The organism is Pseudomonas sp. DE0157, assembly GCF_007678615.1.
In the GTDB taxonomy this organism is placed as follows: domain Bacteria; phylum Pseudomonadota; class Gammaproteobacteria; order Pseudomonadales; family Pseudomonadaceae; genus Aquipseudomonas; species Aquipseudomonas parafulva_B.
Map to the genome: position 1 here is coordinate 1 of NZ_VEJN01000010.1, position 14,580 is coordinate 14,580.

At 64.0% G+C, this 14,580-nt stretch carries 15 protein-coding genes; 9 read left to right on the plus strand and 6 right to left on the minus strand.

Annotation, left to right across the window (positions count from 1 at the left end):
- Positions 1-148: 148 nt before the first annotated feature.
- Together FS777_RS13850 and FS777_RS13855 are read right to left on the minus strand one after the other, a co-directional pair.
- Entirely contained in the window at positions 149-607 is a 459-nt protein-coding gene (locus FS777_RS13850; protein ID WP_145256049.1) for a protein YgfX, read from the minus strand.
- Positions 591-845 carry a succinate dehydrogenase assembly factor 2 gene (locus tag FS777_RS13855; RefSeq protein ID WP_058603186.1) on the minus strand — a complete coding sequence of 85 codons (255 nt, stop codon included), beginning with the start codon at positions 843-845 and terminating at the stop codon, positions 591-593. The genes FS777_RS13850 and FS777_RS13855 overlap by 17 nt, the downstream gene beginning before the upstream one ends.
- A 135-nt stretch (positions 846-980) precedes the next feature.
- Between FS777_RS13855 and FS777_RS13860 the strand changes: the two genes are divergently transcribed.
- On the plus strand, positions 981-1,922 hold the full coding sequence (locus FS777_RS13860) for a folate-binding protein YgfZ (protein WP_145256052.1): 942 nt from the start codon (positions 981-983) through the stop codon (positions 1,920-1,922).
- Between the two features lie 56 nt (positions 1,923-1,978).
- Positions 1,979-2,785 carry an HDOD domain-containing protein gene (locus FS777_RS13865; RefSeq protein WP_058603188.1) on the plus strand — a complete coding sequence of 269 codons (807 nt, stop codon included), beginning with the start codon at positions 1,979-1,981 and terminating at the stop codon, positions 2,783-2,785.
- Between the two features lie 44 nt (positions 2,786-2,829).
- Here FS777_RS13865 and FS777_RS13870 read toward each other — a convergent pair whose 3' ends face one another.
- Positions 2,830-4,209 carry a sensor histidine kinase gene (locus tag FS777_RS13870; RefSeq protein WP_058639953.1) on the minus strand — a complete coding sequence of 460 codons (1,380 nt, stop codon included), beginning with the start codon at positions 4,207-4,209 and terminating at the stop codon, positions 2,830-2,832.
- Positions 4,202-4,873 carry a response regulator gene (locus FS777_RS13875; RefSeq protein WP_078478079.1) on the minus strand — a complete coding sequence of 224 codons (672 nt, stop codon included), beginning with the start codon at positions 4,871-4,873 and terminating at the stop codon, positions 4,202-4,204. Before FS777_RS13875 ends, FS777_RS13870 begins: the two co-directional genes overlap by 8 nt.
- 198 nt (positions 4,874-5,071) lie before the next feature.
- Between FS777_RS13875 and FS777_RS13880 the strand changes: the two genes are divergently transcribed.
- The 5 genes from FS777_RS13880 (at position 5,072) to FS777_RS13900 (ending at position 10,493) form a co-directional block, all read left to right on the plus strand.
- The gene (locus FS777_RS13880; RefSeq protein WP_145256055.1) at positions 5,072-6,361 is read left to right on the plus strand and encodes an OprD family porin; all 1,290 of its coding nucleotides are present in this window, start codon (positions 5,072-5,074) and stop codon (positions 6,359-6,361) included.
- Between the two features lie 32 nt (positions 6,362-6,393).
- The gene (locus FS777_RS13885) at positions 6,394-7,374 is read left to right on the plus strand and encodes a tripartite tricarboxylate transporter substrate binding protein (RefSeq protein ID WP_058603192.1); all 981 of its coding nucleotides are present in this window, start codon (positions 6,394-6,396) and stop codon (positions 7,372-7,374) included.
- A 115-nt stretch (positions 7,375-7,489) separates the two neighbouring features.
- The gene (locus FS777_RS13890; RefSeq protein WP_058603193.1) at positions 7,490-7,948 is read left to right on the plus strand and encodes a tripartite tricarboxylate transporter TctB family protein; all 459 of its coding nucleotides are present in this window, start codon (positions 7,490-7,492) and stop codon (positions 7,946-7,948) included.
- Positions 7,949-7,951: 3 nt separating this feature from the next.
- Positions 7,952-9,466, plus strand: coding sequence for a tripartite tricarboxylate transporter permease (locus tag FS777_RS13895; RefSeq protein WP_078478077.1), 1,515 nt, complete (start codon positions 7,952-7,954; stop codon positions 9,464-9,466).
- Positions 9,459-10,493, plus strand: a complete 1,035-nt coding sequence (locus tag FS777_RS13900; RefSeq protein ID WP_058637095.1) for an AbrB family transcriptional regulator — start codon at positions 9,459-9,461, stop codon at positions 10,491-10,493. The genes FS777_RS13895 and FS777_RS13900 overlap by 8 nt, the downstream gene beginning before the upstream one ends.
- Before the next feature lie 29 nt (positions 10,494-10,522).
- Here FS777_RS13900 and ung read toward each other — a convergent pair whose 3' ends face one another.
- A complete protein-coding gene (ung, locus tag FS777_RS13905) occupies positions 10,523-11,215 on the minus strand; it encodes a uracil-DNA glycosylase (protein WP_023534412.1) in 693 nt (230 codons plus the stop codon).
- Between the two features lie 126 nt (positions 11,216-11,341).
- Between ung and FS777_RS13910 the strand changes: the two genes are divergently transcribed.
- The gene (locus FS777_RS13910) at positions 11,342-12,448 is read left to right on the plus strand and encodes an enoyl-CoA hydratase/isomerase family protein (RefSeq protein WP_058637097.1); all 1,107 of its coding nucleotides are present in this window, start codon (positions 11,342-11,344) and stop codon (positions 12,446-12,448) included.
- A gap of 32 nt (positions 12,449-12,480) precedes the next feature.
- Here FS777_RS13910 and FS777_RS13915 read toward each other — a convergent pair whose 3' ends face one another.
- Positions 12,481-12,891: a hypothetical protein gene (locus FS777_RS13915; protein WP_058637098.1), complete on the minus strand. Its 411-nt coding sequence runs from the start codon at positions 12,889-12,891 to the stop codon at positions 12,481-12,483.
- Positions 12,892-13,106: 215 nt separating this feature from the next.
- Here FS777_RS13915 and FS777_RS13920 point away from each other — a divergent pair, with 215 nt between their 5' ends.
- On the plus strand, positions 13,107-14,579 hold the full coding sequence (locus FS777_RS13920; RefSeq protein ID WP_058637099.1) for a diguanylate cyclase domain-containing protein: 1,473 nt from the start codon (positions 13,107-13,109) through the stop codon (positions 14,577-14,579).
- Position 14,580: the final 1 nt, after the last annotated feature.

The window sequence follows — 14,580 nt, forward strand, 5'->3', positions numbered from 1 at the left end:
GACAGGCATCCATGCCTGTCACCTCCCTCCGCAAGCCCTGCGCTCGGCCTCCTGAAGTCGCGATCTGCGGCGCCTGGGCTACCGCGCGCTTAAAAGCAAGAGCGAGAGCGAGAGCGAGAGCGAGGAGACGCGGCGCTCGGCTCGGTCGTTAGGGCTGTATGGGCGCCACCCAGCGCCTGCGGCTGAACTTCAACCTTACCCGCAAACGCCGATGCTCATCTGTCCCAAGCGCATCCCTGGGCACACACTGGCTGCGCCCCCACCACGCCCCAACAGGGATGAATCTCAGCACCACGAGCCACGGCAACGCGATGCTGTCACGACACAGCCGTACCGGCTGCCACCCCCGAGCGCGGGAAAACACCCACCAGCCGGCCCCATCAAGGCGCAGCCCGGTGACAGCCTGAACATGGGTCAACAGAATACGACGCGGAATAGCCCAGGCCGCATGGACGATGCACGCGGCGACCACCAGCAGCCCCAACCAGGACGGTAATGGGCTGACAAGCACGGCGAACCAGGCGAGTACCTGGCAGATCAGGTAGGCCGCCAGCAACAGGCGTGAGCCCTGCCAGCGGCATTCGAACCACTCACTTGGGTTGGACACGGTCCAGGATGATGCGAACCATGCGCTGCAACTCCGGGTCCTCGGACTCGGTACGCTCCATGAACCAGCCGAACATGTCCTGGTCCTCACAGCTCAGCAGCCGAACATACAACTGACGATCGGCTTCGTTGAGGGTGGGGTAGACCTCCTGGGTGAAAGGCACCAGCAGGACGTCCAGTTCCAGCATGCCTCGGCGGCTGTGCCAGAAAAGCCGGTTGAGTTCAGTTTGTTCGACCATGGGGCCCTCCTCGAGTGGCCCGCCAGTATACAGTCAGCCGCGCGAAGCGACAGCCAGCTGTTGGTCTAAGTCACCTACCTATTTTGTTACCGGCGTTCTATGATGGCCCCAGACTTTAAGCCACCGCGATGACCCATGGCCGATACCGCTTTCTTCTGCCCTCTGTCCCACGAAGGCATTCTCGCTGTCCGCGGCTCCGATGCAGGCAAGTTCCTGCAGGGCCAGCTGACCTGCAACATCAACTACCTCAGCCCCGAATACGCCAGCTTTGGCGCACGTTGCATGGTCAAGGGGCGCATGCAGTCCAGTTTCAGGATTCTGCCCGAAGGCAACGGTTACCTCCTGGCCATGGCCAGTGAACTGCTGGAGCCGCAACTGGCCGACCTGAAGAAGTACGCCGTATTCTCCAAGGCCACCCTGACCGACGAGAGCGCCGCCTGGGTGCGTTTCGGCCTGCACGACGGCCAGGCAGCGCTTGCGGCGCTGGGTTTGGAATTGGCACCTGAAGCCGGCAGCACTGCACGGCGAGAAGGGCTGATCGCTGTAACGGTCAGCACAGGTCGCGCTGAACTCTGGGCACCGGCGGAGCTGTCAGGCGAGGTGCGCAAGACCCTGGCCGGTACGTTGCCCGAAGTTGACCTCAACCCATGGCTGCTAGGGCAGATACGCGCCGGCATCGGCCAGGTGCTGGGCCCTACCCGCGAGCAGTTCATTCCGCAAATGATCAACCTGCAAGCCGTAGATGGTGTCAGCTTCAAGAAAGGGTGCTACACCGGCCAGGAAATCGTTGCGCGCATGCAGTACCTGGGCAAGCTCAAGCGTCGCATGTACCGCCTGGCCATCGATCAGCAAGCCCTGCCGGCAGCCGGGGAGCAGCTGTTCTCCCCCGTGCATGGCTCCTCGGTGGGCGACGTGGTGATGGCGGCCAGTACCGGCACTGGCTGTGAACTGCTCGCCGTGATCGCAGCCGATGCCGTGGAAGATGGCAACCTGCACTTGGGTCATCTCGAAGGCCCGCGCCTGCAGGTGCTGCCCCTGCCCTACGAACTGGACCGCGACAGGGAAATCCAGCGCTGACCAGCCCCGCCCTGCCACGACAGCGGGGCCGCTTCACCACCGCGGTAGACATGTCCATGAACAAGCTGGCCGAAATGGTCCAGGCGCAATTGCTGGATGCCATTGAAAAGGATGACCTGGTACTTCCGACTTTGCCTGAGGTTGCCTTGAGCATCCGCGAGGCTGCGGAAGACAGCGAGATCAGCGTGGCGGCCTTGAGCCGGGTGATCGGCCGCGATGCCGCCTTGTCGGCACGCCTGATCAAGGTGGTCAACAGCCCGCTGCTGCGAGCCACGGTCGAGGTGACCGAGCTGCACACGGCGATCACCCGCCTGGGCATCAACTACAGCTGCAACCTGGCCATCGGCCTGGTCATCGAGCAGATCTTCCATGCGCGCTCGCCTGCCGTGGAGCAGAAACTGCGCGAAATCTGGGCCAACAGCCTCGAAGTCGCGGGGATGAGCTACGAGTTGGCCCGGCGCTACACGCGGCTCAAGCCTGATCAGGCGGCACTGGGCGGCCTGGTCAACCAGATCGGCGCGCTGCCGGTACTGATCTACGCCGAGGAGCACAACGAACTGCTGTCCGATCCGGTCTGCCTGCACCATGTCATCGAACTGATCCAGCCCGTCCTGGGCGACAAGATACTCAAGGCCTGGGAGTTCCCCGAACAGCTGGTCAAGCTGCCTGGCCTGGTTCAGGACCTGGATCGGCAGACCGACCGCATCGACTACATCGATGTGGTCCAGATCGCTCGCTGTGTCAGCCAACGTGGTCGGGAAAGGCCGCTGGCAGCCTTGCCAGCCTACCGACACCTGGGCCTGCCCATGGGCAGCGAGCTGCACGCCGAGGACCTGCTCGAAGCCCGAAGCTTGTTGCGCTGAGGGCTTCACACTGTCTGGCCGCCGGCTACTCCGGCCGCCTGCGCTCAGTCAGCGATGAAACTCACCCGCACGCGCAGCCCGCCGTTGTCACCATCATGCAGGCTGATCTGCGCCAGGTGAGCCCGGCAGATCTCTCCCACGATCGCAAGGCCCAACCCGCTGCCCTGGGCGCTACGGCGATAAAAACGCTCGAACACCCGCTCGCGCTCGGCCTCTGGAATGCCGGGGCCGTCGTCTTCCACCTCGAGCACCGCAGGCGCGAGCACGCGCAGGATGACGTTGCCACCCTTGGGGGTGTGGGCCAGGGCATTGTCGACCAAGTTGCTCAACAGCTCGTTGAGCAACGTTGGCTCGCCCTTGAGCCATACCGGCGCCTGCGCCTCGAGGGCCAGCGCAACCCCGCGGTTGTGCGCCAACGGCGCCATGGCCATGCCCAGCTCGCGCGCCAGCTGGCTGAGGTCCAAGCGCTGGGCGCCCCCCTCGGCGATTGCGCGCGCGCCGTTTTCCACACGTGCCAGTGAAAGCAACTGGTTGGCCAGGTGCGTCAATTTGTCGGTGCCCTGGGCCGCCGCTTCCAGCGTTTGATGCCACTGCTGCGGTTCACTGGCGCGCAAACCCAGCTCCACCCGCGCCTTGAGCGCCGCCAAGGGCGTACGCAGCTCGTGGGCAGCATCGGCGATGAACTGCGCCTGGCGCTCGAACTGTGCACGCAGACGTTCGGTGAAATGGTTGAGCGCCCCTACCAGTGGCCGCAGCTCAGGCTGCACCTGCACCACCGGCAACGGGCGCAGATCGTCCGGCTGGCGCTCTTCGACCGCTGTGCGCAGGCGCTCGAGCGGTCGCAGCGCCGCACTGACAGCGAACCACACCATCACCAAAGCGCCCAAGGCCAACATGCCCAGGCGCAGCAACGTATCGCCCATCAGGCCGCGAGCCATGCTCACCCGCGCCTCATCCGTTTCGGCCACGCGGATTTCCGCCATGCCGTTCATGTTCGGCTCGCTCACCGCTTTGAGCAGGCTGACCACTCGCACGTTCTGTCCCAGATACGTCGCGTCATAGAATCGCGCCAGGGCGGGATAGTCATCGGTGCGGGGGGTGCCAGGCGGCGGAGGCGGCAGCTTTTCATACCCTGAAATCAGCCGCTGGTTGATGTCCAGGACTTGGTAGTAGATGCGTCCAGCGCTGTCGTAGGCAAAGGTATCGAGCGCTACATAGGGCACATCTGCGCTCAACGAGCCGTCGCGTTGCGACAGGCCCGCGGCGATGGTGCGGGCGGACGCCAGCAGGGTTCGGTCGTAGGCGGTGTCCGCTGCCTCACGGCCGTTCCAGTAGGCACTGAGCCCACTGGCCAGCATCAGGACCACCAGCAGCAACGCCAGATTGCCCAGCAGGCGCCCACGCAGGCTGATGTTTTCACGCATCGCGATGCTCGAGCAGGTACCCCAGGCCGCGGAAGGTGACGATGGCCACCGGATGGCCATCGAGCTTCTTGCGCAGGCGATGGACGTAGATCTCGATGGCATCGGGGCTGGCGTCCTCGTCCAGGCCGAACACCTGGGCCGCCAACTGTTCCTTGCTCATCACCCGGCCCGGCCGGGCAATCAAGGCTTCGAGCACCCCCTGCTCGCGGGAGGTCAGGGACAACGGCGCTTCACCCAAGGTGAACCGCCGGGTATCGAGGTCATACACCAGCGGCCCGCAGCGCTGCTGGCGCTCGCCCCCCAGCACACTACGGCGCAGCAGCGCCTTGACCCGTGCCTCAAGCTCGGTCAACTCGAACGGCTTGGCCAGGTAATCGTCAGCCCCCAGGTTCAGGCCATGGACCCGATCCTTGACGTCGCTACGGGCGGTGAGCATCAGTACCGGCACGGTCTTGCCACGCCCGCGCAAGCGTGCCAGCACCTCGAAGCCATCCATACGCGGCAAGCCCACGTCGAGCACGGCCACGGCGTAGTCCTCACTGCCAAGCGCAAGGTCGGCAGCTACCCCGTCATGCAGCACATCCACCGTCAGGCCTAGACCTTTCAGGGCCTGGGCCACGCTGTCAGCCAATTGCAGATGGTCTTCTACCAGCAACACACGCATCGGATTGTCCCTGTTCGGTGGGGCGATGGCGCGGAGTGTACCCCGCCGCGGCGACCTGTGAAGCCGGCTCGACAAACCTTTCACGCTGAAAGGTTAGCGAAAGGTTCGTTACCTAGCATCGCACCACGGTCGCCCCGAGCGCCGAATAAAGCACCAGCAAGGTGCAATCGAATAAGAACAAGAAACGGAGCCACAACGATGCTGTCATTGCAGCCGCAGGCATTCGCACCTGCTCGTTCCTTTGCCGCACGCCCCAGCGCCATTGCCAGCGCCCTCGCGCTCGCCGGCGTCGCCCCGCTCAGCCAGGCCGCCTTTTTCGAAGACAGCACGGCCACCTTCGAAACCCGCAACATGTACTTCAATCGCGACTTTCGCGATGGCACCAGTGCGCAACAATCCAAGCGCGACGAATGGGCCCAGGGGTTCATGCTCAACCTCGAATCCGGTTATACCGAAGGCACCGTAGGCTTCGGCGTAGATGCGCTCGGCATGATGGGCATCAAGCTCGATTCAAGCCCAGACCGTACCGGCAGCGGACTGCTGCCGACCCATGACAACGGCAAAGCTGCCGACGAGTACTCAAAGCTCGGCCTGACCGCCAAGGCCAAGATTTCCAAAACCGAACTCAAGATCGGCACGCTGATCCCTTCCCTGCCCACCCTGCGCCCAAACGATGGCCGCATTCTGCCGCAGACATTCGAAGGCGGGCTGCTCACCTCCAAGGAAATCAAGGGCCTGACCATCACCGGCGGGCGCCTGGACAAGGCCAAGGACCGTGACGACACCAACTGGGAAGACCTGGCACTGAACAACAAGAACGGCCGCTTCGGTGGCTCGTTCAGCGCAGACAACCTGTCCCTGGCCGGGCTGGACTACCAGTTCAACGACCGGCTGACCGGCAGCTACCACTTCGCCCAACTGGACGACATCTACCGCCAGCACTTCATCGGCCTGCTCGCCACCCAAGCCGTGGGCCCAGGCGCACTGGCCTTCGACCTGCGCCTGGCGCTGAGCGATGACGCAGGCGCTGCCAGGGCCGGCAGCATCGACAACACCACCTTCAACGGCATGGTCAGTTATGCCTTGGGCGGGCACAAGTTCAGCGCCGGCTGGCAGCAGCTGACCGGCGACAGCGCGTTCCCCTATGTCGATGGCGCCGACCCATACCTGGTCAACTTCGTCCAGATCAACGACTTCGCCAATGCCGACGAGCGTTCCTGGCAGGCCCGCTACGACTACAACTTTGCCGCACTCGGCGTGCCCGGCCTGACGTTCCTGACCCGCTACATCAGCGGCGACAACGTCAGCCGTGCCAGCGGTGGCGAGGGCAAGGAATGGGAACGCGATACCGAGCTGAAATACGTGGTGCAGAACGGCCCGCTCAAGAATGTGGCGGTGCGCCTGCGAAACGCGACCTTCCGCTCCAATTTCGCCCGTGACGCCGACGAAGTGCGGCTGCTGGTGAGCTACAGCGTCGCCCTGTGGTAACCCGATAACAACAACGCCTACGGAGATAGACCATGACCTTTTCACTGCGCCATATCGTACTGGCAACCGGTTGCCTACTACTGGCAGGCAATGCCCTGGCCGCCGAACCCAAACGCCCCGAGTGCATCGCCCCGGCCTCGCCTGGCGGTGGCTTCGACCTGACCTGCAAGCTGGTGCAAAGCGCCCTGGTGCAGGAGAAGATCCTGAGCAAGCCCATGCGCGTGACCTACATGCCGGGCGGTGTCGGCGCCGTGGCCTACAACGCCGTGGTGGCACAGCGCCCTGCCGATGCCGGGACTCTGGTGGCCTGGTCGAGCGGTTCGCTGCTGAACCTGGCCCAGGGCAAGTTTGGTCGCTTCGATGAAAATGCAGTGAAATGGCTGGCTGCCGTCGGCACCAGCTATGGCGCAATCGCGGTCAAGAGCGACTCGCCCTACAAAACCCTCGACGACCTGGTCGCTGCCCTGAAGAAAGACCCGAGCAAGGTGGTGATTGGCTCCGGTGGCACCGTAGGTAGCCAAGACTGGATGCAAACCGCCCTGATCGCCAAGGCAGCCGGCATCAACCCACGCGACCTGCGCTACGTGGCACTCGAAGGCGGCGGCGAAATTGCCACCGCACTGCTCGGTGGCCATATCCAGGTAGGCTCCACCGACATTTCCGACTCCATGCCGCACATCGAGAGCGGCAACATGCGCCTGCTGGCCGTGTTTTCGGAAAAGCGCCTGGACGACCCGGCCATGAAGGACATCCCCACCGCCAAGGAGCAGGGCTACGACATCGTCTGGCCTGTGGTGCGCGGCTTCTACCTCGGCCCGAAAGTGAGCGACGAAGACTACGCCTGGTGGAAAGCATCGTTCGACAAGATGCTGGCCTCCGAAGACTTCGCCAAGTTGCGTGACCAGCGCGAACTGTTCCCCTTCGCCATGACGGGTGAAGAGCTCGATGGCTACGTCAAGAAGCAAGTCGCTGACTACAAGATGCTGGCCAAGGAATTCGGCCTGGTCCAGTAATCCAGACCACTGGGCTTTCCTGGCGGGAGCAGGCAGACGCTGCCGTGCCTAGCCTGGGCCTTGGCCCAGGTTCACGGGTGTGCCGCTCCCATCGCTACTTACCGAGGATTCCTCCATGATCCTGCAACGCATCTTCGCCCTGATTCTGCTGGCCGTCTGCGCCGCCCTGGCCGTGATGGCCTGGCCTTATCAGGCGGCGTTTTCCTATGAGCCGGTAGGCCCGCGTGCCTACCCGCTGCTGATGCTCGGCCTGATGAGCCTGGGCTTGCTGTACATGGCGATCCGCCCCACGCCGATCGTGCACAAAGACGACGAGCCGGCGCTGGACAAGGCGACCTTGACCAAGATCGCCGCCTGCATCGGCCTGCTGCTGATCTTCGCGGCCACCTTCGAATCCCTTGGCTTCATCCTCAGCGCCATCCTGGCCGGTGTGCCCATGGCACGCCTGTATGGCGGTCGCTGGCTGCACAGCGCCATCGTCGTGGTCGGCATGAGCCTCTTCCTCTACTGGCTGTTCGACCGCGTCATGGACGTGCCCCTGCCCCTTGGCCTGCTGAGCGTACTGGAGAACTGACACATGGATACCTTGAGCTACCTGGGCCAGGGCTTCGGCGTCGCCCTGTCCCCTTACAACCTGGTCACGGCCCTGTCCGGCACGCTGATCGGTACCGTCGTCGGCCTGCTGCCGGGCCTGGGCCCGATCAATGGCGTGGCCCTGCTGATCCCCATCGCCTTCGCCCTGGGCTTGCCCCCGGAGTCGGCACTGATCCTGCTGGCTGCGGTGTACCTGGGCTGCGAGTACGGTGGGCGGATCAGCTCGATCCTGCTGAACATTCCGGGCGAAGCATCGACCGTGATGACCACCCTGGACGGCTACCCGATGGCCCGCCAGGGCCTGGCGGGCGTGGCCCTGTCCCTGTCGGCCTGGAGCTCGTTCATCGGCGCCTTCATCGCCACCTGCGGCATGGTGCTGTTCGCCCCGCTGCTGGCCAAGTGGGCAATCGCCTTCGGCCCGGCCGAGTACTTCGTGCTGATGGTGTTCGCCATCGTGGCCCTGGGCGGCATGGCCGGCGACAAGCCGCTCAAGACTTTCATCGCCGCCTTGATCGGCCTGTTCCTGTCGGCGGTGGGCATCGACGCCAACAGTGGCGTGTACCGCTTCACCGGTGACAGCGTGCACCTGGCCGACGGCATTCAGTTCGTCGTGCTGGTGCTGGGCCTGTTCTCGATCAGCGAGATTCTGTTGCTGCTGGAAAAGACCCACCACGGTCACCAGGCGGTCAAGGCCACCGGGCGCATGCTGTTTAACTTCAAGGAAGCGGCGTCGGTGTTCGTGGTGAACATTCGCTGCGGCCTGCTGGGCTTTGTGATGGGCGTGTTGCCAGGCGCTGGTGCCACACTGGCCAGTGCAGTGGCCTACATGACCGAAAAACGCATGGCCGGTGCCAGCGGCAAGTTCGGCAAGGGTGACGCCCGTGGCCTGGCGGCACCGGAAACCGCCATTGGCGCTTCCTGCTGTGGCGCCCTGGTGCCCATGCTGACCCTGGGCGTGCCCGGTTCAGGTACCACGGCGGTGATGATCGGCGCGCTGACGCTCTACAACATCACCCCAGGCCCGCTGCTGTTCGAACAGCAACCTGACATCGTCTGGGGCCTGATCGCGTCGCTGTTCATCGCCAACATCATGCTGGTGATCCTGAACATCCCGATGATCCGCATCTTCACCCGCATCCTGGCCGTGCCGAACTGGGCCCTGGTGCCGGTGATCGCCATCATCACCGGGATCGGTGTCTATGCCGTGCATGCCACCACTTTCGACCTGTTCCTGATGGTCGGCATCGGCATCATGGGCTACATCCTGCGCAAGCTGGACTTCCCACTTTCGCCGATTCTGCTGGGCTTCATCCTGGGTGGCCTGATGGAGCAGAACCTGCGCCGGGCATTGTCAATTTCCAACGGCGAGTTAGGCATTCTCTGGTCGAGCCCGATCAGCATGGGTGTCTGGGCACTGGTAGCGCTCATGCTCGCACTGCCTATGGTGCGCATCTGGCGCAAGCGTAGCCTGCAGCGCCGGGCCATGGCCGATGCCTGATCGTGGGTTGCCGCTGTACTGGGCAACTGGGCTGGTCGGCCTTGCTGGCGGTTTCGCCGCCAGCAAGGTCGGCTGGCCTTTGCCGTGGATGGTCGGCTCGTTGCTGGCGATCATCGCGGTACGTTGCCTGAGCCCTTGGCAGCTGCCAGAAATACCCAATGGCCGGCGCTGCGGGCAATGCATCATTGGCCTTGGCATCGGCCTGCACTTCACGCCCCAGGTCATCGAGCAAGTGGGCAGTCACTTCGCCTTGATCTTCTTCGGCGCTTTGTTCACTACCGTTTCGAGCGTGCTTGGGGTGTGGTTGCTGCGCCGCTCGGGTGAGGACCGCGCCACTGCGTTCTTTGCCAGCATGCCAGGCGGTTCCGGTGAAATGGTCAACCTGGGTGCGCGCAATGGCGCGGTATTGAGCCAGGTGGCCGCAGCCCAAAGCCTGCGCGTGCTGGCGGTGGTGCTGTGCGTGCCGGCGCTGTTCAAGCTGCTGTTGGGCGATGGCGTAGCGCTCAACCACACCGGCAGCGTCAGCTGGGCCTGGCTGGCCCTCATCGCACCGCTGGGCGTGGCAGCTGGCTGGCTCTGGCAGCGGCTGCAACAGCCCAACCCATGGCTGTTCGGGCCGCTGCTGGTGGCAGCCACCTTCAGCCTTGCCGGCAACTTGCAGATCGCCCTGCCCAATGGCGCCAGTCAGATCGGTCAATGGCTGATCGGCAGCGGCCTGGCCTGCCATTTCAACCGTGCATTCTTCCGCCGCGCGCCGGCATTTCTGGGGCGCACGCTGGTGGCCACAGCCTTGAGCATGGCCCTGGCTGGCGCTGCCGCCTGGGGCTTGAGCCTGCTGACAGCTTTGGATCTGCGCTCACTGACGCTGGGCATGATGCCCGGCGGCATCGCTGAAATGAGCCTGACGGCCGAAACGCTGCAACTGTCGGTGCCGCTGGTGACTGCTTTGCAAGTGATGCGCCTGCTCTTCGTGCTGTTCCTGGCCGAGCCCTTGTTCCGTTACTGGATGAGCAAGCGGCCCGCATGACCTGTCGGGGCCTGACGGCCCCGTCTGGCTCACAGCGGTGGCAACGCCCAGTTGATGGGCGCAAGCCCGCGCTGCTCGAGAAAGCCGTTGGCACGGCTAAAATGCCCACAGCCAAGAAACCCACGGTACGCCGACAACGGCGAGGGGTGCACCGACTTGAGCACCAAGTGCTTGGTGCCGTCGATCAGCTTCTGTTTGCTCTGCGCATGAGCCCCCCACAGCAGAAACACCACATGCTCACACTGCTCGCTGACCACCTCGATGATACGGTCGGTGAAGAATTCCCAGCCTTTCTTGGCATGGGAGGCCGCGTTGCCCCGCTCCACGGTCATGGTGGTATTGAGCAGCAACACGCCCTGCTCGGCCCAGCTTTGCAGGTAGCCATGGTTGGGGATGGGAATGTTCAGGTCGCGGTGCAGCTCCTTGTAGATGTTCACCAGCGACGGCGGCGTGGGCACGCCAGGCTGCACCGAGAAGCACAGGCCATGGGCCTGCCCTGGGCCGTGGTAGGGGTCCTGGCCGAGAATCACCACCTTGACCTGATCCAGGGGGGTGGAGTTGAGTGCATTGAAGATCAGCGGGCCAGGCGGGTAGATCTGTTTACCGGCGGCATATTCACCGCGCAGGAACTCGCGCAACTGCTGCATGTAGGGCTGCTCGAACTCGGCACGCAAGGCGGCTTTCCAACTGGGTTCGAGTTTGATGCGATCGTCGTCAGTCATGGGGGCTTCCGTAAACAATGGGGCGACACTAGGGGTGACACCGACGCTTGTCAAACGATCCGACCAGTGCCCGGCGGGATCGACCAGGCAGGCCATACTTGAGCGGTGACTTGAATGAGGTAAGCCATGAGCATTCATTGCCAAGTACTGACAGGCGCCGATGGCGCTCGCCTGGGCATCGCTACCCTTGATGCGCCAAGGGCGCTCAATGCCCTCGACCTGCCGATGATAGAGACGCTGGCCGAGCAGTTGCACAGCTGGGCGCAAGACCCAGGCATCGCCTGTGTGCTGCTGCGCGGCAATGGCGCCAAGGCATTCTGCGCCGGGGGCGACGTGCGGGCGCTGGCCCAGGCGTGCCGCGAGCAGCCTGGCAGCGTGCCACCGCTGGCTGCATCGTTCTTCGCCGCCGAATATCGCCTGGACCATGCCTTGCACACCTACCCCAAGCCACTGCTGTGCTGGGGCCATGGCCATGTGCTGGGCGGCGGCATGGGTTTGCTCCAAGGTGCCAACGTACGCATCGTGACCCCCAGCAGCGCACTGGCCATGCCTGAGATCAGCATTGGTCTGTACCCTGACGTGGGGGCCAGCTGGTTCCTGGCCCGCTTACCGGGCAAGCTGGGGTTGTTCCTGGGGCTCACCGGTGCGCCTATCAATGCGCGCGATGCGCTGGACTTGGGGTTGGCTGACCGTTTCATGGGTGAAGACCGGCAAGCGGCGTTGATCGACGAACTGCTGCAGATGAACTGGCAGGAGCAGACCGCGTTGCAACTCAACAGCCTGCTCAGGGCTGAGGCGCATTGCGCCCGCCGGGCACTGCCGGCGGCCCAGTGGTTGCCGCGGCGCGTGCTTATCGACGCGCTGCTGGATGTCACCTGCGCGGGCGCTGCCTGGCGGGCAGTGGCGAGCCTGCGCCAGCACGACGACCCGCTGCTGTCGGCAGCCGCCGAGCGCATGCTGGGCGGCTGTCCGCTGACGGCTCATCTGGTGTGGGAGCAAATTCAGCGGGCCCGACACCTGTCACTGGCGCAGGCGTTGCAGATGGAATACGCGATGAGCCTGAACTGCTGTCGTCATCCGGAGTTCGGCGAAGGGGTGCGTGCCCGCCTGCTGGACAAGGATCACCAACCGCGCTGGCACTGGCCGGATGTGGACCACGTGCCCGCAGCCGTGGTGCAGGCACACTTTCAAGCGCCGTGGGAAGGCCATCATCCGCTGGCGGACCTGCACTAGCGGCGCGTCGGGCGCGGGCGCTCCTCACCTGATCAATGGCCTCGCCCACCCCTGTCGCCCCAGCCGCGTTGATGCCGACCTCCATCCTGGTGCCGCGGACCGTCGTTGCGGTAGTCGTGTCGATCGCGGTCGCGCCTGTAGTCCCAGCGCTGGCGATGACCGTAATCGTAGCGCGGGTTGCCGTGCCAGCGGCGCACGTCGGGCGGCGGCAACGGTCGGTAGCCGGGCGGCGCATGGTAACGAGGCACCGGTTGGTAGTAGTAGCGCGGCTGGGGCGCCACCGGATAACGACCGTACCGGTAGTAGCCGGGCGCGTAACCAGGCGAGACATATCGGTCAGTGACGTAATAGTCGGAGCGGTAGTAGGTCGACCGACCAGCGTACGGCGCACAGGCGCCAAGCGTCAGCCCGAGCAGGGCCACAAGCAGAATTCGATAGGACATAGGCGGCCTCCCGGACCGCTGAGGTGCCCGCGCAGCGAACGCTGCCGAGCGTCGATGCACGACACGTTGATCGACATGGAATAAGACAAGCGTCAACCCGTGCAGTGCCATACTGGTAATAATTTGATACAGCTGCGGCTTCTGGACAAAATCTTGCAGTCATTTGAAGCCCGGAACACTAGAATGTGCGGCCCGGCACACATCATGGGAAGATCATGCCTTCACGCTCCGCTCCATCATCGCAGCGTTCGTTAGTCGCCGCCCTGCTGATGCTGCTGGCCTGCGGTTTCCTCGCCACGTCGCTGCTGAGTTATTTCTCCTCGCGCAGCGCCATACGTGACGGCATCATCAATACCGAATTGCCGCTGACCTCCGACACGGTCTATTCGGAAATCCAGAAAGACCTGATCCGCCCTGTTCTGATCGCCTCGATGATGGCCCAGGACACTTTCCTTCGAGACTGGGTGTTGGCCGGTGAGCAGGATGCCCAGCGCATGACCCGCTATCTGGGCGAGGTAACGGGCAAGCAGGGCATCTTCACGTCCTTTTTCGTCTCCGAACACACGCTGACCTACTACCAGGCCAAGGGCGTGCTCAAGCAGGTCCAGCCACAGGCCTGGCGCGATGCCTGGTACTTCCGCCTGCGCGACCAGGCGGCACCTTACGAGATCAATGTAGACCTGGACATGGCCAATCAGGACAACCTGACCGTGTTCATCAACTACAAGGTGCACGACTACCAGGATCGCTTCATCGGCGCGGCAGGGGTGGGGCTGAGCGTTTCCACCGTGGTCAGGATGATCGACCAGTACCAACACCGCTATCAGCGATCCGTGGTCTTCGTCGACGCCCAGGGCAAGGTGTTGATGACAGGCTCAGGCGGTGGCCCGCAGGGCCTGCGCGTCGGCCAGTCGCTGGTCGACAGCCCGGACCTGGGCGGCGTGCTGGCACGCCAGCCGGTGCCTGGCGAAGGCAGTCATGAATACCGCGACCTTGAAGGCCACAGCCATTTTCTGAACGTGCGCCACTTGCCGGAACTGGATTGGTACCTGCTGGTGGACAAACGCGAGACCGGGGCGCTGGACCGGATCCGTCATTCGCTGTACCTGAACCTGGCGATCTGCGCCATGATCACCCTTGTGGTGGTAGCCCTGATGCATGCGATGGTGCGCCGCCACCAGGCCAGCACCGAAGCCCTGGCCACGCTCGACAGCCTGACCGGGCTGCCCAATCGGCGCAGCTTCGACCTGCTGGCCGCCCAGGCGCTGCGCGAGGCCCAGCGTGACAACAGTCCGCTGGTGGCGTTGCTGATCGACCTGGACCACTTCAAAGCCCTCAACGACACCTATGGTCACCTGGCAGGCGACGAAGTGCTGCGCCAATTTGCCAATGTCCTGCAAGGCAGCATTCGCCAGTCCGATATACTCTGCCGCTGGGGAGGCGAGGAGTTCATCGTGCTGCTGCGTGAGGCCGATGCCCGCCAGGCGAACGAGGCTGCCGAAAAGATCCGGCGCCGCGCCGAGCAACTGACCTTCAGTTACGAGGACCAGCCCCTGCGCCTGACCACCAGCATCGGGGTGAGTCATCTGCAGCCAGGCGATACCTTGCACACCCTACTGACCCGCGCCGACGGCGCCCTCTATCGTGCCAAACAGGCTGGCCGCAACCGTGTCTGCAGTGAAACCTGAA

Bases quoted from the DNA above. Each gene is read 5' to 3' on its own strand.
- FS777_RS13900 (WP_058637095.1), top strand. From the start codon at position 9,459: ATGCCTGATCGTGGGTTGCCGCTGTACTGGGCAACTGGGCTGGTCGGC.
- ung (WP_023534412.1), bottom strand. From the start codon at position 11,215: ATGACTGACGACGATCGCATCAAACTCGAACCCAGTTGGAAAGCCGCC.
- FS777_RS13870 (WP_058639953.1), bottom strand. From the start codon at position 4,209: ATGCGTGAAAACATCAGCCTGCGTGGGCGCCTGCTGGGCAATCTGGCG.
- FS777_RS13885 (WP_058603192.1), top strand. From the start codon at position 6,394: ATGACCTTTTCACTGCGCCATATCGTACTGGCAACCGGTTGCCTACTA.
- FS777_RS13910 (WP_058637097.1), top strand. From the start codon at position 11,342: ATGAGCATTCATTGCCAAGTACTGACAGGCGCCGATGGCGCTCGCCTG.
- FS777_RS13890 (WP_058603193.1), top strand. From the start codon at position 7,490: ATGATCCTGCAACGCATCTTCGCCCTGATTCTGCTGGCCGTCTGCGCC.
- FS777_RS13920 (WP_058637099.1), top strand. From the start codon at position 13,107: ATGCCTTCACGCTCCGCTCCATCATCGCAGCGTTCGTTAGTCGCCGCC.
- FS777_RS13855 (WP_058603186.1), bottom strand. From the start codon at position 845: ATGGTCGAACAAACTGAACTCAACCGGCTTTTCTGGCACAGCCGCCGA.
- FS777_RS13915 (WP_058637098.1), bottom strand. From the start codon at position 12,891: ATGTCCTATCGAATTCTGCTTGTGGCCCTGCTCGGGCTGACGCTTGGC.
- FS777_RS13875 (WP_078478079.1), bottom strand. From the start codon at position 4,873: ATGCGTGTGTTGCTGGTAGAAGACCATCTGCAATTGGCTGACAGCGTG.
- FS777_RS13895 (WP_078478077.1), top strand. From the start codon at position 7,952: ATGGATACCTTGAGCTACCTGGGCCAGGGCTTCGGCGTCGCCCTGTCC.
- FS777_RS13865 (WP_058603188.1), top strand. From the start codon at position 1,979: ATGAACAAGCTGGCCGAAATGGTCCAGGCGCAATTGCTGGATGCCATT.
- FS777_RS13880 (WP_145256055.1), top strand. From the start codon at position 5,072: ATGCTGTCATTGCAGCCGCAGGCATTCGCACCTGCTCGTTCCTTTGCC.
- FS777_RS13860 (WP_145256052.1), top strand. From the start codon at position 981: ATGGCCGATACCGCTTTCTTCTGCCCTCTGTCCCACGAAGGCATTCTC.